Annotated in this window: 23 protein-coding genes and 1 pseudogene; all 24 read left to right on the top strand. The window is 36.2% G+C overall.

Annotation, left to right across the window (positions count from 1 at the left end; translation table 11 throughout):
* Positions 1 to 36: 36 nt before the first annotated feature.
* Complete coding sequence (locus U9R83_RS13375) at positions 37 to 798, top strand: exodeoxyribonuclease III (protein ID WP_209366657.1); 762 nt, start codon at positions 37 to 39, stop codon at positions 796 to 798.
* Between the two features lie 117 nt (positions 799 to 915).
* The gene (locus U9R83_RS13370) at positions 916 to 1,353 is read left to right on the top strand and encodes a MarR family winged helix-turn-helix transcriptional regulator (protein WP_014459764.1); all 438 of its coding nucleotides are present in this window, start codon (positions 916 to 918) and stop codon (positions 1,351 to 1,353) included.
* Positions 1,354 to 1,546: 193 nt separating this feature from the next.
* Positions 1,547 to 3,202 (top strand): MFS transporter, encoded by a 1,656-nt coding sequence (locus U9R83_RS13365; RefSeq protein WP_209366655.1) that lies wholly within the window; start codon positions 1,547 to 1,549, stop codon positions 3,200 to 3,202.
* A gap of 29 nt (positions 3,203 to 3,231) precedes the next feature.
* Entirely contained in the window at positions 3,232 to 3,864 is a 633-nt protein-coding gene (locus U9R83_RS13360; protein ID WP_014459766.1) for an HlyD family secretion protein, read from the top strand.
* Between the two features lie 154 nt (positions 3,865 to 4,018).
* Positions 4,019 to 5,413, top strand: a complete 1,395-nt coding sequence (locus U9R83_RS13355; protein ID WP_014459767.1) for an MATE family efflux transporter — start codon at positions 4,019 to 4,021, stop codon at positions 5,411 to 5,413.
* A gap of 336 nt (positions 5,414 to 5,749) precedes the next feature.
* The gene (locus U9R83_RS13350; RefSeq protein ID WP_140450973.1) at positions 5,750 to 6,181 is read left to right on the top strand and encodes a YwqH-like family protein; all 432 of its coding nucleotides are present in this window, start codon (positions 5,750 to 5,752) and stop codon (positions 6,179 to 6,181) included.
* Positions 6,178 to 6,435 (top strand): YwqI/YxiC family protein, encoded by a 258-nt coding sequence (locus U9R83_RS13345; protein ID WP_013083474.1) that lies wholly within the window; start codon positions 6,178 to 6,180, stop codon positions 6,433 to 6,435. The genes U9R83_RS13350 and U9R83_RS13345 overlap by 4 nt, the downstream gene beginning before the upstream one ends.
* Positions 6,436 to 6,453: 18 nt before the next feature.
* Positions 6,454 to 8,640, top strand: a complete 2,187-nt coding sequence (locus U9R83_RS13340) for a T7SS effector LXG polymorphic toxin (protein ID WP_328575271.1) — start codon at positions 6,454 to 6,456, stop codon at positions 8,638 to 8,640.
* A gap of 56 nt (positions 8,641 to 8,696) precedes the next feature.
* Complete coding sequence (locus U9R83_RS13335; RefSeq protein WP_140451025.1) at positions 8,697 to 9,122, top strand: DUF600 domain-containing protein; 426 nt, start codon at positions 8,697 to 8,699, stop codon at positions 9,120 to 9,122.
* A gap of 334 nt (positions 9,123 to 9,456) precedes the next feature.
* Positions 9,457 to 9,936 (top strand): DUF6985 domain-containing protein, encoded by a 480-nt coding sequence (locus U9R83_RS13330; RefSeq protein WP_028408251.1) that lies wholly within the window; start codon positions 9,457 to 9,459, stop codon positions 9,934 to 9,936.
* 530 nt (positions 9,937 to 10,466) lie between these two features.
* Positions 10,467 to 10,652, top strand: coding sequence for a hypothetical protein (locus tag U9R83_RS13325; protein WP_209369402.1), 186 nt, complete (start codon positions 10,467 to 10,469; stop codon positions 10,650 to 10,652).
* On the top strand, positions 10,636 to 11,190 hold the full coding sequence (locus tag U9R83_RS13320) for a T6SS immunity protein Tdi1 domain-containing protein (RefSeq protein WP_140450972.1): 555 nt from the start codon (positions 10,636 to 10,638) through the stop codon (positions 11,188 to 11,190). Before U9R83_RS13325 ends, U9R83_RS13320 begins: the two co-directional genes overlap by 17 nt.
* Positions 11,191 to 11,559: 369 nt before the next feature.
* On the top strand, positions 11,560 to 12,339 hold the full coding sequence (locus tag U9R83_RS13315; protein ID WP_140450971.1) for a hypothetical protein: 780 nt from the start codon (positions 11,560 to 11,562) through the stop codon (positions 12,337 to 12,339).
* A 19-nt stretch (positions 12,340 to 12,358) separates the two neighbouring features.
* On the top strand, positions 12,359 to 13,027 hold the full coding sequence (locus tag U9R83_RS13310) for a pentapeptide repeat-containing protein (RefSeq protein WP_209366653.1): 669 nt from the start codon (positions 12,359 to 12,361) through the stop codon (positions 13,025 to 13,027).
* A gap of 183 nt (positions 13,028 to 13,210) precedes the next feature.
* Positions 13,211 to 13,675, top strand: a complete 465-nt coding sequence (locus tag U9R83_RS13305; RefSeq protein ID WP_097812533.1) for an SMI1/KNR4 family protein — start codon at positions 13,211 to 13,213, stop codon at positions 13,673 to 13,675.
* A gap of 399 nt (positions 13,676 to 14,074) precedes the next feature.
* Positions 14,075 to 14,530 (top strand): immunity protein YezG family protein, encoded by a 456-nt coding sequence (locus tag U9R83_RS13300; protein WP_209366651.1) that lies wholly within the window; start codon positions 14,075 to 14,077, stop codon positions 14,528 to 14,530.
* A gap of 306 nt (positions 14,531 to 14,836) precedes the next feature.
* Complete coding sequence (locus U9R83_RS27700; RefSeq protein ID WP_226555440.1) at positions 14,837 to 14,929, top strand: hypothetical protein; 93 nt, start codon at positions 14,837 to 14,839, stop codon at positions 14,927 to 14,929.
* A gap of 305 nt (positions 14,930 to 15,234) precedes the next feature.
* Positions 15,235 to 15,780, top strand: coding sequence for a T6SS immunity protein Tdi1 domain-containing protein (locus U9R83_RS13295; RefSeq protein ID WP_025751635.1), 546 nt, complete (start codon positions 15,235 to 15,237; stop codon positions 15,778 to 15,780).
* A 316-nt stretch (positions 15,781 to 16,096) separates the two neighbouring features.
* Positions 16,097 to 16,279, top strand: a pseudogene (locus U9R83_RS13290) (DUF6985 domain-containing protein); the annotation flags it as partial.
* Positions 16,280 to 16,394: 115 nt separating this feature from the next.
* Positions 16,395 to 17,093: an SMI1/KNR4 family protein gene (locus U9R83_RS13285; RefSeq protein WP_182421599.1), complete on the top strand. Its 699-nt coding sequence runs from the start codon at positions 16,395 to 16,397 to the stop codon at positions 17,091 to 17,093.
* Between the two features lie 149 nt (positions 17,094 to 17,242).
* Positions 17,243 to 17,788 (top strand): Imm6 family immunity protein, encoded by a 546-nt coding sequence (locus tag U9R83_RS13280; protein WP_226701296.1) that lies wholly within the window; start codon positions 17,243 to 17,245, stop codon positions 17,786 to 17,788.
* 272 nt (positions 17,789 to 18,060) lie between these two features.
* Positions 18,061 to 18,474 carry a hypothetical protein gene (locus U9R83_RS13275; protein WP_098626658.1) on the top strand — a complete coding sequence of 138 codons (414 nt, stop codon included), beginning with the start codon at positions 18,061 to 18,063 and terminating at the stop codon, positions 18,472 to 18,474.
* 299 nt (positions 18,475 to 18,773) lie between these two features.
* Positions 18,774 to 19,238 carry a hypothetical protein gene (locus U9R83_RS13270; protein ID WP_209366649.1) on the top strand — a complete coding sequence of 155 codons (465 nt, stop codon included), beginning with the start codon at positions 18,774 to 18,776 and terminating at the stop codon, positions 19,236 to 19,238.
* A gap of 296 nt (positions 19,239 to 19,534) precedes the next feature.
* A complete protein-coding gene (locus U9R83_RS13265) occupies positions 19,535 to 20,020 on the top strand; it encodes an antitoxin YezG family protein (RefSeq protein ID WP_209369356.1) in 486 nt (161 codons plus the stop codon).
* The last annotated feature ends 79 nt before the right edge of the window (positions 20,021 to 20,099 follow it).

Here is a 20,099-nt window from a genome sequence, read left to right as displayed (position 1 = left end):
GATACATAAATCAAGTGAGGAGAACGTGGACAGTTTATGAAGTTGATTTCCTGGAACGTAAATGGCATTCGCGCGTGTGTGCGAAAAGGATTTTTAGATTATTTTCAAGAAGTAAATGCGGATGTATTTTGTATTCAAGAGACGAAGCTGCAGGAAGGCCAAATTGATTTGCAGCTAGAAGGATATTATCAGTACTGGAATTACGCCGTGAAAAAAGGCTATTCCGGAACAGCTGTTTTTACAAAGCAGAAGCCTTTATCGGTTTCATACGGTGTGGATAAAGAATCGGAAGACGAAGGACGTATCATTACGCTTGAATTTGAACAATGCTATGTAGTAAATGTGTATACGCCAAATTCTAAAAGAGACTTAGCAAGGCTTGAAGAAAGGCTTCAATGGGAAGACGATCTGCTCGTGTACTTAAACAAATTAAATAGCCGTAAAGCGGTGATTTTGTGCGGAGACTTAAACGTAGCACATGCAGAAATTGACTTGCGTAATCCGAAGCCAAACCGAGGAAATTCTGGTTTTACAATAGAAGAGCGAGAAAAAATGACGACGCTTCTTGCTAGCGGATTTCTTGATACGTTTCGCTATTTGTATCCGAATCAAGAAGGAGCCTATACGTGGTGGTCGTATATGAACAAAGTGAGAGAACGAAATATCGGGTGGCGCATTGATTATTTTATCGTATCGGAGAGAATGAAAAACGTTATTCAAGAAGCTACTATTCATCCGCATGTAATGGGAAGCGACCACTGTCCTGTAATGTTGGAATTGAATGTACCCTATCTATGATATCTTTCTATATAATAGAAGAAAAACGGAAAAAAGGTTGGTTCACGCGAACGGTTGCGGTATAGTAAACATATCAAAAAGTACAGAATGTTTCATGAGATAAAGGGGGAGACAGAGGTGAAGCGAGACTCGCTGCAAACCATTGAGCACGAAATTGCGCTGCTTGTTCGTCTAACAACGACGCACAGTCCTAAGCTTGGAAGCTTGGACCGTTCTGAGTATTTACTGTTAAGCGAGCTAGATCAGCGCAGTCCGCTCGGGATTAATGCATTAGCTGAAAATTTAAAGCTGAGCTTATCTACAGCTAGCCGGCAAGTATCTGCGCTTGAGACTAAACAGTTTGTTCGTCGCTTTCCGAGTCCAGAAAATGGGCGGATTAGTTTAATTGAAATGACGGATGCAGGGAAAGATATTTTGCAGCATGTACAAAGCAAGCGTAAACAAGCCTATGCTGAAGTGTTAGAAAATTGGTCGGAAGAAGAGGTTTTGGCACTGGAAAAAAGTTTATCACGCTTGAATCTTGATTTTAAAAGATGGCGCAGTAATGGATGTTAAAGCGAATACATATAGATGAACAAAAAGGCTATTGAAAAATAGTCTTTTTAAGTTGAAACAAAGAAGTTGATTTCTTCATTAAAAGATGTATAATATGTAGTGCTGCTATAACTTGCATGATACAACTTGTACAATAAAATATGTAAGGAATTGTTAGTCTTATGAAAAGAATTTAATAAAAGGAGGAATAAATATGAGTCAGAATAATCCAGCAGTAGCCTCCGACAAACAAGGTTTAAGCGTACCTAAATACTTAATTATGGCGATTTTAACGCTATTTTCAATTGGCCCTCAGTATTTTTTGAATTTATCCTACACGGTCAATCAAGTATTAATTCAAAATCGATTTGATGCGAGTACACAAAGCTTACTATTGCCATCTATTATTTCTAACTTGGCATTTGGACTTGGAGTACCTATTGGTCCGATGCTTGCGAAAAAATATGGCGTGCGTAAAGCATACTTAACGTTCGTTTTAGTCTTTTTAGCAGGTTCGATTATCAACGTTTTTTCCGAAAACGTTGCGTTTTTATCCCTTGGTCGTCTGATTCAAGGCTTAAGCTCAGGAATGCTGTTTTTAACCATTATTCCAGCTGCGCTGATTTCGTTTCCGAATAAAATCCGAAACTTCTTTTTAGTGTTAGCGATCGGCGGACTGTTCGGTTCAACGGCAATTGGAGCCTTTTTAGGTGCTGTATCTCTTAGCATGGATAATTGGCGCTGGGTTTTTGTTTTAGGAATAATAGCTTCTCTTGTCTCTCTGTTTATCGGATATAAGGTATTACCTGCTCATGATCCAACTCAGCAAGAAGACCGTCCAGTGGATAAGAAAAGTATCTTTATTCTTAGTCTTATTATGATTTTATTAGTGTATCCACTGTATGAACTAAGATACGAAGGATTTGCTTCTATCCAAGTGTGGCCGTTCTTACTAGCTGCAGCAGGGTTAGTTGTCATTTTTGTCTTAGTTGATTTAGCGGCTGAAAATCCGTTAGTACCATTAAAATCGCTGCTAGCCGTAAAACCAGTTGCGGGTACAATTATGGCCATTGGCGGTCATATGGCATACATCTTAGCAATTGCAGGTATTAATGGCGTCATGCAAAATGTGCAAAATGCATCGTACACCACGCTTTCTTATTTTTATTTATACTTTTTTGTTGGGGTACTGATTTCAGCATTTGCAACGACATTCTTATATGACAAATTTGGTCCAGGTTACCTTGGAGCAATTGGATCACTTCTTATTGTCATTGTAGGATTTAGCTGGGTGAACGTATCAGCCGATACATCACTAGTGAGCTTGTATGTTCACATTATGCTCTTTGGTATGGGTGTTAGTATGGCACTGGTATCCGGTGCATTAGGAGCGGCACTAGCCGGAGATTTACATCAAGCTTCGATGCGTTCCATTTCACTGCACTCCATTCGAAATTTATTAGGAGCCATCGTAGCACCTGTGATTGGGTGGTTTGTTGTTCGACAAAATGCGATTTATTATGAAGATTTTCGAGGTCAAATTAGCTCAGTAGATCCTCAGGTGAAGATGCAGCTGTCTGAAATGATCAAACGCTATATGGGTATGGGAATGAGTCAAGCAGACGCAAAAACATCGGCTGTGACGGCTGTTGTAGCAGGTGCTAAAAAAGCATCGATTTTACATGCGTATCACAACTTATTTTTCATGCTTGGTATTTTAGGCGTAATTATGCTCATTGCTTCACTAAGTAAAGCGTGGAGCGGTGAAAATAGAATTCTTGTTCAAAAAGAAGAGGTGCAAGAAGAAGCTGAGCCGCAAGAAGAAAGAAAAATGCTGCCAGCACCTCAAACAGAAGAAACCTCTGTATAATATACTAACTATAGAAAGAAGGAATTCCGATGAGTAAAAGTCGTTTATTGGTTACTAACATTGTTGGAATCATTGTGATTTTATTACTAGTAGGCTTTGGTGGATATTATTTCTACGAAAAAGCAAATTACGTTAAAACAGATGAAGCGCAGGTAGAAGCACCGCTTTCACAAGTCATCGCTTCAGCTAACGGTCAGTTAAGCGAATGGAATGTAAAAGAAGGAGATAGCGTTTCTCAAGGTGATTCTGTTGGAAGCTTAAAAGAAGGCGAAAAATCAACAGACGTAACGTCTATGATTGACGGAACAATTATTAAAAACAACGTATCTCAAAATCAATTAGTAAAAGCTGGCGATGTGTTAGCACAAACAGCTGATTTATCTAAAATCTATATCAATGCAAACATTAAAGAAACAGACCTAGGTGACTTAGAAGAAGGAGACAGCGTCGACATTACAGTGGATGGAGATTCAGGTAAAGTCTTTAAAGGCCATGTTGAAGCAATCGGCCGCGCAACAAACTCAGTGTCTTCTATGCTTCCTGCTCAAAATACAGGAAACTACACAAAAGTAACGCAAAAAGTACCGGTGAAAATTTCAATTGATGACGCATCAGATAAAGTTCTTCCAGGTATGAATGCGGAAGTGAAAATTTCAATTTAATAACGGAAAAAAAGCTGCTTCCTCCAAGGGAGCGGCTTTTTTTATGCCTAAACAAATAAAATAAAAAATGTGCTAAAAAGGGGATGTATACAAAGGAAATGTGTGGTAAGATACTTCTTGTTTGAAATTGGATATCGGTAAAGAAGGTGATGGGATGACCGCGGTCGAAACAAAAAAAGGGCCAAAAGAAAAGCTGAATTTGTTTTTCTTAACGTGGCCGATCTTTTTAGAAGTGTTTCTTTTTATGTTAATGGGGATTGCTGATACCTTTATGCTAAGTGCGCTGTCGGATGATGCCGTATCAGGAGTCGGAGCAGCCAATCAATACCTTCACATTGCGATTTTGGTGTTAGAGGTCATTGGTAACGGAGCGGCAATTGTTGTGTCTCAGTATTTAGGATCAAAACGGTATATGGAAGCGTCAAAGATTTCTGCTTTGGCCGTTACGTTAAATTTAGGAGTCGGGCTAGTCATTAGCGCGGGTTTTCTTTTGTTTTCAAGACATATGATGGAAGCGATGAATTTACAAGGTGATGTGCTGATGTATGCACAAAGCTATTTATCCATCGTTGGAGGAGCTATTTTTCTTCAAGCGATTATTAACTCTCTTGCAGCGATTATTCGCGTACATGGCTTTACGAAGCAGGCGATGTTTGTTTCACTTGGAATGAACATTTTTCATATTGCAGGAAACTATGCTTTAATTTTCGGGAAGTTCGGCTTTCCGGAAATGGGCGTGCAAGGAGCAGCGATTTCATCTGCGTTCAGCCGATTCGTTGCCCTTATTGTGTTCTTTTGGCTGCTGTATCAAGTGATGGAATATAGAGTGAAATTTCAGTACTACATTACGCTTTCAAAAGAATATATCGGTAAAATTTTAAAAATCGGTATTCCGTCGGCTTTTGAACAAGTGATGTATCAAGGCTGTCAAATTGTCTTTTTATACTATGCAACCTACCTAGGAGCAGAATCACTTGCTGCGAGACAGTACGCGATGAATATTTCAATGTTCATTTACTTATTTGCCATTGCAATTGGAATGGGTACAGCGATTATTGTCGGCCGTTTAGTAGGCGGAAACGAAAAAGATGAAGCGTACCATCGCGTATGGAAAAGCGTCAAATGGGCCAGTGCCGTAACGATGATGATGGTTGTTCTTGTGATGACATTCAGAACACAGCTGATCAGCGTGTTTACAGACAATCCGCATATCATTGAGCTTGGGGCGACGGTGCTGCTTCTGAGCATTGTGCTTGAAACGGGAAGAACGATGAACATTGTGCTGATTAACTCGCTGCGGGCAGCGGGAGATGCCAAATATCCGGTGTTAATTGGTGCGATGTCGATGGTCATGATGAGCTTGCCGCTCGGTTATTTCTTCGTTTTCCATTTAGACATGGGGCTCGCTGGCATTTGGCTTGCCATCGCAGCCGATGAATGGACGCGCGCGGTTATTATGTTTTTCCGCTGGAAAAGCCGAGCATGGGAAAACTACGGACTTATACAGCACGAGCAAACAGCTGAAGAACCAACGCCGGTTCAAGTATAAAACAAAACCTCTGCAGGATGTGCAGAGGTTTTTTGCTGTGTAAAAAAACGAAGTGAAGTTGGTCTTTTTACGCAAAAAGCTTTAATTTGTGGGAAAAAACGGGTATGGGTACAAAGGAATGGTTTTATTCTACTTATTGTTTGTTTTAGATAACGGTATATGGTTGGATAACGTATTTAGACATGAGTCTTTTTTCTCTTATTTTTCATTTTTATCTCAATTCATGAAACTAGAAGCATAAAAAAGAGAGTTTTTTCCTATTTAGCTATAATGAGACAAATTTTATACTTATAATTATTGGATTAAACTCGAAATGTGCGGAACAGGAGGAACGATATGGGGTTAGGAAGCGTATTAGACGGACTGCTGGGTGAAGTATCTGGAAGAGTCTCAGATGTAGAAGGGAAAATTTCTAAGCTAAGAACGGCTAAAAGTAAAATTGAGCATGAACAAGCTGTTTCATTAAAAGAAATTGAACACATCAAAAAGCCTGAGCTGGGAGACAAATGGACGGGTACGTTATCGGATGATTTTGATGAAAAACGTAAGGCAGCCTACGACAACATAAAAGGCATTTTAGACGGTGATTACGATGGATACATTCGTGAAATTGAAACAAAGATATGGGCGCTAGAAGCTGAAAAAGGAGCTTTGAGCGGCTTGAACGCCGTTATTGGAGAAGCGGATTCTTTATTAGCTAAAGGTGAAGAAGCCTATGACGCAGTAGAAAACAAGATTAGTGAAATTAGAAGGGGGCTGTTTTCATGACAATTAAGCTTGATCACGCTGACGTTATTAAAAAGCTTGAAGCAGTCAGCACAGCGATTGGAAATTTATCCATTAGCAAAATGCCTGACCTTGGAAAAAACAGTCTTGATACTACAGAGAAATGGGAAGCGCGCGAAGAAGAAATTCAAACGCTTATTTCTACTTATATAAAAGCACTAAACAAAAACGTAAAAGATACAAAATCTAATGTAGACTTACTAAAAGAACAAGACGAATCTATTATCCATTCGTAGCAGCAAAGGGGGATGACTGTGGGAAAGGTATACGATGCAAAAGCGCTGTTTGATGTAGCAAAAGACAGGGAAAAAGCCTACGATGAGTTACTAAGCCAGCTGGGTGAACTGAAAAAAGCGCTGCAGGGCGTAGCGGACTTAGATGGCAGCTTAGAAGGAAAAGGCGCTGACAATATAAAATCTTTTTATAAGCAGCACGCCGATACGGCCGGACAGTGGGAAAACTTAATTAAAATGCAGCAAAGCTATTTTTCAACGCTTCACGTCAAAGCTGAAAAAGCAAAGCTATCAGGAAGCACGATTGTAACTGAATCATTTTTAGAAACAGAGCTAAAAAACGCCAACAGCAATGCTAAAGAAATGGTTGCGCAGCAGCACGACGATCTGCAGAGTATTTTAAACGGTATTGACGATATCGTCTCTATTTCAGCGTTTTCAACGAGTGAGTTTAACGATAAAATAGAAGAAGCAGAGAAAAAACGCACCGATACAATTGAAGCAGTGAACCAGCTTGACGCTGAATGGTCAAAAGAATACAGCGAAATGGACGACTTCTATGCGGTAGTGGATACGCTAGTAAGCGGCTTAGAGCTTGCTACGAGTCAAGGAGGAAGTGTCTATCAGCTTGCCTTTGACGAAAAAGCCTATCACGACAGCGAGCTGTATAAAGTTCAAACAAAGCTAAACGACTATGCCACTTCATATGTTGATTACAACAAGCAGCAAGAAGAAGTATACGAGCTGGAAAAAAAGCAAGAAGAAGAAGCAAACAAGCCGTGGTATGAAAAAACGTGGGACGCGGTTTCTACCTTTACAGGAGAGGTCAGCGGATATTATGATTATAAACGAGCAGCAGAAGGCGTGGACCCTGTTACGGGTGAAAAACTTTCCACCTCACAGCGCGTCGCAGCGGGAGCCATGGCAGCAGCCGGCTTCATTCCGGTTGTTGGCTGGGTAGGACGAGCCGCAAAAGGCGGAAAAGCCATCTACAAAACGGCTAAAGGCCTAAGCGCAGCCGATCACGCCTTAGACGCCTACAAATCCGCCAAATCCTTCAAAGTCCTGGAGCAAACCGAAAAAGGGCTCTACGGTCTTGTGGCTGCAAACGGGCTAGGAGAATACATGACCGGACGCGATATGTTCGGGAATAAAATCAGTGAAGAGCAGCGTAAAGCAAGCCTTCTGCAATCATTAGGAATTGCTGGAGCTGGAGCGCTTTCTACGAAGGTAGCGGGGAAAATGGGACAAAGCCTTGCGACCAAAGGAACCGAAAAGCTCAACAACATGCGCAACACGCTTCGCACAAGCGCTGTTGCCAACGTCACAAAGCAAGCCTACCAAAGCGTCAAAAACGCACCGGCCTCTTGGACTCAGTCGCTACATAAAACGTATAACAACATCTTAGACAGCAGTATGCCAAGACTCATGCCAGATCTTGTGCCGGCAGGTCCAGCACTTGCCCAGCAGACGGTGAGGGAGACCTTGCAGAATGTGAAGAAACAGACGCTGCAGATGATTGGTAAGGTGACCTACGATCCTGTTCATAATCGCTATCGCAAAGCTGATGGAAGGTTTATGTCCAAGCGTGATGTGGAGAAGCTGGGTGATTCGGTTAAGGTAGAGACGGTTCGGAAAGTTGATAAGCCTGTAAAAGTGGAGCGTGTGAGTGAGCCTCAAATTCGAAAGAATACTAAGGGTACGGGTAATCGTTTAGCTGGAGAAAGTGAAGTTAAAACATTCGTGGGAAGAGGAGAACAGTATACAAATGGAAGAAAAAATAGATTAAAGCCTAATATAAGATATATAACAGGAGAGTATGACTACTTCTATGAAACAGATAATGCAGGTAGACTTGTGAAATTTGAAACAGAAAATTTACAATTAACAAACAGAGAAGAAAGATTACCACACAGTAAAAATACACCTGGTAAAGTTAAAGGGCAAGATCATGCAGGCCATTTGGCAGGTGATAGATTTGGTGGATCGCCTAAAATTGATAATCTAGTTTCACAGTTATCGGATGTTAATCTAAAACAATATAAAAAGATAGAAGAAGAATGGGCTACAGCCTTAAAAGAGACTCCTCCTAAAGAAGTAAAAGTTAATGTTGAAATTAAATACGAGGGAAATAATAAAAGGCCATCAGAATTTATCGTTGAATATGAGATAGACGGAAGATATGAGGGAATAAATATACTAAACTAGGAGTGAATATATTGGGAAAAGTATTTGAGGATTACTTTAGTGAATTGCAGGCGGATATGGTTTCGATATGTTTAGAGTATGTTTTCGATAGAGCAAATAAAATATATATATATTGTTCTTATGAAGAAGGTCTTATTTCAAATGATTTTTTTTATAATATCAATGGTAAAATTGTCGAGAGACATAAACTTAATGATGCATTGATCAATGTAGAGAATAAAAACGATTTTTCTTATGATACTTCTGTAGTCCGTCAAAAAGCAGTTGTTAAAATAATCAATGAAGATATTAAAGAAATGATTAAATTATGCAAAGAATACAATCGTGAAATGCCAACAGAGATTAAACTGGTTTACGATGTTAAAGCAAATAAATTAACCGCAGATTATAAGTATGAGCTTGTGCATACAATTGATTCTAATGAAACTGCAAGTTCCGTTGCTAGGCGGTGGTTTGAGCAAGTTAAGAGGGAACATATTTAATAATAAAATAGCTTTTTACTTATTAAGAACCCTTGATTGAGTGTCAGTTACTCGTTAAAGGGTTTCTTTTTATAAAAGGCAGTTTCGCTACTGAGAGAAGGCGTAAATTTTGAGGAGGCTCCTAAGGGTACGTTTGAAGTTGGGCAGAAGAGCCCAGCTAGAACCTTTAACAATACGTATGGAGAAAGACTTGCACAAATGCCGGTGAATAATGGAAAATAGAATGAAGAACGTGGTGACTCCACATTTGCTTATAAAAATGAGAGGGTCAATGAAACCCTAAGTGGAGTTTTTAAGGCAGGTAAAGTAAAAAAACAAGTAGAGGGTGGCAGCAATGAAGACCATTCAACATAAAATGTTTGGAGAATTAGCCTACTACCATGGTTGGAAGAGGGCTATGAACATTACCTTGTTTGGACATGAAAAGACTGTAACATTAAATATTGAAGCGGAAGATGATGCAGAATTTGAAGATGCACAGGTCAATGCTTATCATAAATTTTTTAATGACAAAGAACGTCTTTTGAACTTGGCTGAGGATGCTATATTGAACTATTATTTAGAAGTTTACGAAGATTACAGACAGCGGCTCGGTGAGAAATTCGCTGATAAGATGGCTCCTGTCATATCTACAAAGGACGAGATAGCTAATATTGTTGAACCTAAGCAACTGATATTTCCTATGGTCTTTGATGAAGATGTAAGACAAGTTGGTTTGTTACTTGAATGCACGTGGGAACCTGAGCATGGTCTTGCGGTAAAATTTGAGGATGAAGAAATAGTCGAGGTTGGTTTTCAAGATATTGTTTTATAATTTGGGGACTACCCAGTGCCGAATGGACCCAACGGTTTTTATGAGATAAAACTAATAAATAAGGTAGTGGTTAAAGAGTTCATTAATTATTTAAAGGATAGTAATACTTCGCTAAAAAAAGATGATATTATGAACTTTTTAAAAGGGTTACAATAGAATTTAAAGCACTTGATTGTCTACTTTAGGCAACAAGTGCTTTTTGTTTTTTGTGAGAAATTTATGCTTTGGACTACATAAAAAATGCTAATGAAAATCAATAGCTTATGATGGTTGTACCATCAAGGCATTATGTTTTAATACTTGGTTTGTGAAAATAATATAATAATTAGGCGATAAACAATGGATAAAGTAAAAGGGTGTTCGAACTCTGCTTTGGCTTAATAAATTATGAGTTGTATTTTTACTAGATACGGCCGTATAATACTCGCTATTCGTTAAAAAAGCGTTACATAAATTTTAATTTCGCAATGGGGGGCTGAAAAATTAAACGTTGTTGAGTATACAGAATTCTCAACTCAAGGACAGGTAAGTTGAAATATCAAAAAGACGAAATCAAAGTATACTGTAAGGAACAAGGCTTAAACTTAATACATATTGTTAGAGATGAAGGGATAGAAGAGATGGCTAAAGATATGACGCCTGAACAACTCAAAAACACGTATTTAAATGTAAAGCTTACACACCAGGGAGGAGTAGGAATTGAATATATGCAATGATTTTCGGCAAATTGGAACAGTAGAAGAAGAAACAATCAATAAATATAAAGAGTATCTTCCAAAAGAATTGATTGAAGCGTGGAAAACATATGGATATGGAACTCTTCTGAATGGTTATTTAAAAGTAATTAACCCTGATGATTTTAGGGAGTTGATAACTGACACATATTTAAGAAATGAAGGGACCATTCCAATTTTTGCTACATCCATGGGTGATATTATACTATTTGAGATGGATGAAAATAATGAGTCCTATGTAGTGATGGTTAACTATCGTAAGGCTAAAACGAAAGTGCTAGCTTCAAAATATTCTTTATTTATTAGATTTTTAGAGGCAGAACCATTTAGACAGAGATCATTAGAATGGTCACCTTATATAGAAGCAGTAGACCACTATGATTTGCCAGCTTATGATGAGTGTTTTGGTTATACTCCATTATTAGGGCTTGGTGGAGCAGAAAAAGTAGAGAATCTAAAAAAAGTCAAATTGAAGGAACATATTCTTATTATTACTGAATTCATGGGACCAGTACAGTAATGTTCAAGGCTATATTACAAAATGAACTATAAGCACTTGACTGCCTTTTAGGCAACAAGTGTTTTTTTGTGAGCAATTTTTTGTTTTTAAGTCATCCGATGTGAATGTGAAAAATATCAGAAAGTTAAAGAGAAATAAGGTTGGATTTTTAAAAAAATATTTCAAAAAAATAAGTGTTGACGTTAAAAACATTTATACTGAGAGTAATATGCAAACAAAGAAATTTATAGTTAAATATATTATTGATGGCAAGCATGGCCTTACAGCATTTTATTAGTGTTAAAGAAGTAAAAGTAGTATGAAAGAATTTGAAGATTTATTCAGTGAATTAAAGGCTGATATGATATCTAGTATGGAAGGAGGATATAAATGAAACCTAATTATTTTTCAATTTCAATGTACCCCACAGTAGCTTTTAACGAAGAGGAGCTATTAGGTCGTCTTTTGGATGTGTTTGAGTCAAATGAAAAATTTGCTCCTACTCATTGGGGGAACGCTGAAACGGTACGGGTAGAATATAATCGTGAGGAAATTCTAGAAGAAGTAATTTCGGGACGTAAAGTATCTGAAGTTCATCTGTATCGTGATAAATCTGTGCACTATAGAGGACGCTTTGAAGTTAACTTGAACTATGGTTCATTTCTGAAATTTGAATTTCAAAAATCTATTCCTCAAAAATTTTGGTCAGATTTTTTTGTGCTATCTGATCAAATCGCAGAAGTTGCAAAACCTTGTTTTGGAGTAGCTCAAATTTGTTGGCCAGTACCTAATCCTTGGAATACTGAACGTGAACGCTTACAAAAATGGATGAATATTTCATCTCTACCTATACCGGTTAGATTTCTTCCTAACGGTCCTTTGGGGGTAGGAGCTAGAACATATTTTAGTGGTCAGGTTTTGGAAATGTTTGATAAAGAATTCTTACTAAATACTCCCGCTGTCGTATCGGAATTAGAATGGGGCGGAGTTTGTATGGATCTTTTACAAAATCCATTAGAAGCTGATAGGGATACATGGCTAGATCGGTGGTTACATGTAATGAAATACTTAGAACCAGCTCAAGTAATAGCTGTGCCAAGCTTTCATGAAAGTCGAATGGTTGTCACGTATTCGCCTAATGTTGCTTGGAAGAAGTATCTAGAAAATTAAAGGAAAGGAATTTGTAATCATGGATGAGGAAAGTAACGATCGAATAAGGGTCATGGAAATAGTAAATAGATCTCAATATAATGATGAGGTTATAGATCAGGTAGATATGAGTGATTTAGACCTTAGTTTTTCAGACCTGTCAGAAGTAATGGCAAGGCGTATTATGGCAAAACGTGTTGTGTTGAGAGCCTCTTCACTAATGAGAGCAGCGTTTCATGACTGCGATTTTGAGTTAGCTGATTTCAGAAGTTGTAATTTAGAGGAAATTAACATGGCAGATTGTAGGTTTGGCGAAGCGGATTTTTCTAAAGCAAATATGAAATATGCAAAACTAAATATAAGTAGTTGCTTTGAAACTCGTTTTGATGAGGTTGATTTTTCACATGGAGAATTAGTTGGAACAATTTTAAATCATGCTACATTTCGCCATGCAGATTTGTCAGGAATTGATGCGGAACAGGCCGACTGTACGGGAACGGATTTCAGCGGTGCCAATCTGACAAATAGTAAATTTGAAAAAGCGTATTTGGAAAATGTGAATTTATCAGAGGTAGATGCTAGAAATGCTAATTTCACAGAAGCGGATTTTACCGGTGCTAAACTCAACAATGTAGTTTGGACAGGAGCAAATGTAGAAGGAGCTAAGTTTGACGAAAATGTGAAAGAACAAGTGTTAAAAATGATATAGAAGTTGATTTTAAATTGTATGTAAAAGTGGCACCTACGTTTTAATGTATGATTTGTCACAGCATGTAAAGGGTGTCACACTCTCACTATAAAACTTGAAACTAAAAGAAAGAATCTCTAGGGATGATATGGGTTGCAAAGTTATAGACCGAGATAATTTATAGAGGGAGGTTAATATTTATTTATGAATATAGAGATTAAAAATAATAGTAAACCTGCAAATTTGCAAGAGATTCAATCATTTGAAGAAGAGTGGAATATTGAATTGCCCGATGATTATAAAGAGTTTTTACTTAAAACCAATGGCGGCAACCCTACTATACGAAGGTTTCAAACCTTAGACAAAAAAATCACGTCATCTTTAACATCTATACTTCCATTTACTAGAGAAGTGCATAAAAATGTACAGAATGTATTTTTAGCTTTTCATAGTAACCATATAATACCTGATAATTTTCTAATTATTGGCGAAGATCCAATTGATAACAAAATTTGCTTGTCATTATCAGGAGAAGATGCTGGAGCGGTTTATTATTGGAGCTTAGACATGGAAGACATCTACGAAGAAGAGTATGAACCTTCTAACACGCATTTTAGCCTTATTTCTTATAGCTTTGAAGATTTTATAAAAAGCCTAAAAGACAAATAACTCTAGAGGGCTGCTAAACTTATTTGTTTGTTAATTTTATTGGGAAACTTATAAAACCTACGTTCGTAAATAGGTATAAATTCTTTTATTCCTGAATTAATGAGATTAATTTGGGAATAAAAAATTTGCAAGAGTAAGTGGGAGCACCGATTGAATTTTCTAGGCAATCGGTGCTTTTATTAAACGCATTTGCGCATTTCAGTATTTATTTTCTATTTTATAAAAGTTACGGCTTATAAAATAGAATAGCGCCAAAATAGCTTATCCCAATCGCTAGTCATTGCAAGTATCTAAACAAATAAGGTGGGTCACTCTATGATGACTAAAGGAACGAAAAGATTTTTTAGGTAAGGTTAACTGGAATTCTTGAGAGTTAATCTAAGGAGTGAAAACAGTAAAATGAAAGAATATGAAGATAAGTTTAGTGAATTACAAGCTGATATGATATCTATATGTATGGAGTACGTTGAAGATAGAGCTGATAAAGTATATGTTTATGCTTCACGTGAAGGAGGAATTGTTTCAGGCAGTTTCTTTTATTGTATCAATAATAAGTATGTAGAATGTCATAAAGTGAATGATGCATTGGAGAATGGAGACGAAAGATATGATGTGTCTCAAAAAAGAATGCTTATGGTGTTGCGAATAATATGTGAAGATATCGAAAAGATTGAAGAATTATGCAAAGAATATGAAAGAGATATGCCAACGGAGATGAAGTTAATCTATGATGTTAAGAGTGGCAATTTTAAAGCTGAATACAAGTATGATTTAGTATATACTAACGATGATAGTAAAACAGCTGATCATGTTGCTGATGAGTGGTTTGAAGAAGTGAAAAATAACAAGCTTTAATTTAGTATTGGTGTGTGGTAATGAAGCAGTTAGTGCATATGGTAATAACATGATGAGAAATTACACCAATTTTAGAACTATCATAGATAATAAAATAATTGTTACTTTATAGTACATCAAATGGTTTGACTTAGTAAGCGATAATTGGTAACCCAATTATCGCTTTTGGTTTTAAATAAGGATACGGATAAAGCCAAGCATTTAGATGATATACCTAGAACAAAAGAAATTAAAGTGAAATTTACCTACAAAACTAAATTCGATTCATAAGAATTTACAAGACAGTTAAAAGATCAAGAAAAAGGGATGAATGAATTAACCATATATGAATATCAGAAAAATCGAGAGCAATTTATTGATAAAGGTAGAGCGAAAGAAGGAAATGCAGTTCAAAAATAGCTAGACAAAAAGCTTATGTACAAAAGGTAAATGAACTTCAAAGTGAGGGATTACCGTTATCACAAGCAAAGAAAAAAGCTCAGGCATGGTTAGTTACTTAAGCACCCTGACTCCTGACTAGATAGCAGGTGGACAAGCTGAAATAATAGGAGATAAGAGGATTAATTTCTCTATAGGTAGTTAATGGAGGTCTAGAATCAAGAGTATTGATAAACAAATAGAGGAAGTAGCGAAAAACATGACACCAGAACAATTTAAAAATACGTATTTGAATGTAAAGTTAACACTTTAGGGGAGGAGGTTGAATGGAGCAATATTTAAAAGATTTTAAGTTGCATAGTAAAGTTCCGAGTGAAATCATTGAAAAGTATAAAGAATTAGTACCAAATGAAGTGATAAATTTTTGGAGTAATTATGGATTTGGTACATTTATGCAAGGGTATTTTAAAAGCGTAAATCCAGAGGAATTTATAGAAATCTTGGAGGAGAGTTGTCCAAGATTTAAGGATTCAATCGTATTGTTTGCTACGAGTATGGGAGACTTGATTATTTGGGCGGATGGATATGTTGGATTACTTAATTACAGGTATGGCATAGTAAAGATTATTATGTTTACATTTGAATTTTTCTTTCAAAATATTGCTGATTTAGAATTCAGGGATGAAGATTTATCTTGGCAGCCTTATCCCGAAGCGCTTAAACAATACAATGAGTTAGAGTATGATGAGTGTTTTGGTTATACACCTCTATTAGGGTTAGGTGGAGCAGAAAAAGTAGAGAACTTAAAAAAGGTCAAATTGAAGGAACATATTCTTATTATTACTGGTTTTATGGGGCCAGTAGAGGTATAAGGTTCGTTCTAATGAAGTAGACTTACTACTTATTTTATATTTTACAAGCAGATCGTATAGGAAACACAATAACGAATATATAAATAAAAAAACAAAGTACGAGTGAAATGAGTAGAAAAAGAATTACGAGTCTAGGTGAGATGACATTTTATCATTTTAGTCTAGAAGACCCCTACCTGAAGGAGCGGAACGAGCTTAGCTCAGCGAGTAAGTGGGGGGAAGTTCCATGTATGAAAAGTACAAAGACGTATATAAACAAACATGGCATGAGTTAGGTTGTGATGTTAGTTAAAATAGGCATTACCTAGAAACTGAAAACACTGACCAAATACTTGAAATAATTAGCCTAGTGGGTATTATTGTTTCGTATAAGGATATTTATGATGAACGTGATATTGGACTAACATTTGATTGTACATGGGATATAGAAAATGGATTGGGACTTCGTTTATTAGATGAACAGGTGAACGACGTAGGGTGGCATGATGTGACCATCTAAATAAACTGTTTTTTATCCGACAACAATCTATAAGCATATTTACAAGAGAAAACACGGTAGAAAATAAAGATAGTTTAATAAATGAATTTAAGCGGATAAATAGGAGTGATTCTAAGTGGATAAGTTGTCTTTTCTGCAACAATACAGAAAAAGTATTGAGTTTGTATCTAATGAAGACTTACTAAATATTAAGAAAGAGAACATCCCGAAAGAATGGGTGGAAGTATTTATAGAAACTGACAAGACTGAGAGGAAAGATAAACTAATTGCTTTATGGAATCGGGTATGTGAAAAAGAATTAAGTCACACGATTTCATATTTAAAAGAGAATTTAGTAGATGTTGAACTCATTATAGATAATGGACAGTACGCCATTCTATATAGTGTGAAGAGTGAAAATGACGAAATTCTTTATTATGAAGGGGGAATACCAAACAAATCAATTTACGATTTAGACATGGAACAAGCTTGGTCAAGTGTTCCGCAATCTATTGTTAAATTTTACGGAAAGTTACATAATGGCTTTTATTATATGCCAAGTCGAGCAATGGGTCTAGTACCGTTAGAGAGAGTAACTTATTTTAAAGAAGATGAATGGGGGATTCTTGATGATTTAGAGCATCCATTAGAAATCAATCTTGATACCACTTATGGATTTTTTGAGAATGGTATGGGTGGATACGTTGCGGTAGATTTGAACAATTGTACGCATAATGGAGCAACACTGTGGTTCACCAATGACCAGCCTGAATATAGTGTTGATTTCTGGGATATTGTAGATGAATGGATTTTAATAGGGTTACAAGATAATTAAAAAATAATGTGTAAATAGACTAAGTAAGTTTATATAGCATATAGCACTTGATTGTCCATAAAAGGAAGCAGGTGCGTTCTTTTATTTGAGCGTAACAATCAGTACAATCATAGAAAAGTTCAAAAATGAATTACGTGTACGTTAAAAAAATGGAAAGATTATTAAATAAACATAAAGAGGATTTTGTGAAAAATAAATTCATTCTTAATTTGCAAAGTGAACGAAAAGTTGGGGTTGTTTTAATTGTTGCTGAAAGAGTATTTTCTGTAATAAGTAAAGGTGATGAAAGATATCCAGCAGGTAGAGAAGCGTTAGACAAATGTTGGTTATGGGGTGAATCTCATACTGTAACTGGAGATGAACTCTATGAGCTTATTGACAATGCAGACTATACAGGGATCTCAGAATTTGCTGAGGAAGAAGAAGACTTGAATATGGCTAGGCTATGGTCACTACTAGTGGATGCCGCCGCTTATACATCTTGGGAAGCTTATAAAAACGAAAAAGTAAAATATGTACCGCAAGCACTGGAAGGTATCGGTGCAGATAGTAGCACTGTCTTTTTGAATAGCGCAGTTGAGACCGGTTTTATCACAGTAGAGGAAATTGAAAGAATGGAATTAGTTTTTTATGATTATGAGTGTACAAGCAATGAAACCTCAATAAAAAGAGAAGATTTTATGAAATTATTTTAACTCAGTGTATGGAACCCATTGAATAAAGAGAACGAATGAGTAAGTGTAGACCACTACAGCAAATAGTGAGAACTAACAGTCAGCAAACCTCAATAAGCAGTTAAATGCACTATTTTTAACAGCACGTAATTGTTAAAGAAAAGAAAAAGGTGTTTTTTACGTTTTAGGATAGGGATTAATAGGTCTAGTCAAATTTTATAAGTGCAAAACTATTAAATAACAATGTATCTTTAGTCTTAACAAGTCATCCCATTTTATTAAGGAGAATGTAAATGAAAATGGAATTAAATATCCAACAAAGAGTTGGAGAATATAGAGTGAAAAGTGATCAGTTATTTGAACAGAAAAATTACCAACAATCTGTTGATGTATTAATCAAAGGGTGGGAAGAAATTCCGCTTCCAAAAGGGTTATATAGTGATACTTATGAGGTGGTAAAAGATATCATTGATACCTTTATCATAATGAATGACTATGAAAGTGCCCAATATTGGCTAACTCATCTATACTCATCAGGCTTTAAACGATTTGATGATGGTGAAAAAGAGTTTATTTCAGGCGTTATTTATTATGAAGTGGGATCTCTTTTAATTGCCAAAGAGTTTTTTGATATAGCTAATCGAAAATCAGAAGGAAGATTATTTGAAGGGAAAGATACGAAATACATAAAATTACTCAAAAGGTAATCATGTATGAAGGAGAATCACCAAATCAAATGAATCGATTTAATAATTTGAGCAAGGATGCTAAAGTCGAGTATCTATTGTCACTATCTAATTTACTATTACACTTCATCATAATGTTAAGGAGGTATACAAATGGAATGTAAGGATGGATCAATCAATCATTTATCCCTTGCCGGACGATACTGTGCTTTCTGAAAAGGAAGGTAAATGGAGAATAAATTTACCAGAAACGTATAAAGAATTTGTGAAAAAAAACAGCACTGTTAGTAGAAATATTATGGGAAGGTGTACAAGTGACTATGGAAATGTATTATTGTGACGAATGGTCAGATATCAAAAAGAAGCCTTGGAACATTCTTGATGAGCATACTGCATACACATACCACCAAAAACATAAACCCTATACGGTCGTACTAAGGGAAGATGAGAAGCACAAGTATATTATAAATATTACAAATGAATGGGTTTCGGTAGGGTTTTACGATGAACTAATTCGTAAATATTTAAATTATGACTTCGAAGTTATGAGTGAAGGTATGGTTTTTTTAAGAACAGCCATGTATTGGGAATATGATGATGAAACTGATACAGAAGTAGGTATTTTGATTTTACATTTCCGAGAAGATGGTTACATAGCAATGGAAAAGCGAGATTTAAAGAATGGTTCAGTCGAGGAGCGCGAAACAAACAATATCCTTGGGGAAAACTGGGATGCGTTTCCTGAATTTGGCCAATACTTATATTTGTGCAAAGAAGAACGCTAATTCTTTTGTAAAGCTAGAGTTCATAAGATGTGTCAGCGTAATAGTTGCTACGATATATATAAGTATCATACTTTTACTATGAAAGTTACAACATTAATGCTACTAAAAAACAGATGGCCTTAAAGCACTTGATTTTGTACAAAAGTAACCAAGGGTCTTTTTTTAGTTGTCTGACATGGATTTGAAGAAACATAAAAAAGTTAAAGATAAACAGTTAGAATAACATACCAAATTGAAGATGAAGAACTAGGGATAGCAACAGTTGAAAACCAGTCAGGAGGATAAATTCTATGCAAATGGAAAGCCAGTTACAGGAATTGTATCAAGAAATAGCAGAAACGGTTAATAATATGATTCCAGAAGAATGGGAAAGATTTTATTTTTATGCACAGATTGATGAATCCGGGGGGCGAGTTTACTTTTTTTATAAATCAATTAGAGATAATAGCTACACGTACAGCCTAGATATACCAAAACAATTTAATCTATCGGAACTAGAATTTAATAATAAAGAAGATAAGCTTTTTGATCTTAGTGAACAGCTTAGAGAAATCTTTAAAGAAAATAGCCAGGAGCTATGGTATTCTTTTACGCTAATGTTAGATCAAACAGGGAAGTTCTCTGTATCATTTGATTATACAGATTGGCTGAATACAGATTACGGATTTGTAGCACAGAAAAAGATTTGGAAGTATAAATATTTGGATGAAGCACCAGCGGATGAAAAAACTAAAAGTTTAATAGATCAATATTTAAAAGAATATCCAAATAATCCTATTTAAACAATTATTAAGGCTATACAAATGAAGGAAGCAGTAAGCACAAAGTGAAAATGCGGGATTTTCGAGTACAAATATTTAA

This window comes from Priestia sp. LL-8, from assembly GCF_036227845.1.
Lineage (GTDB): Bacteria > Bacillota > Bacilli > Bacillales > Bacillaceae_H > Priestia > Priestia zanthoxyli.
Note: the sequence above shows the minus strand (reverse complement) of the source record. Positions and strands in the feature narration are given on the sequence as shown.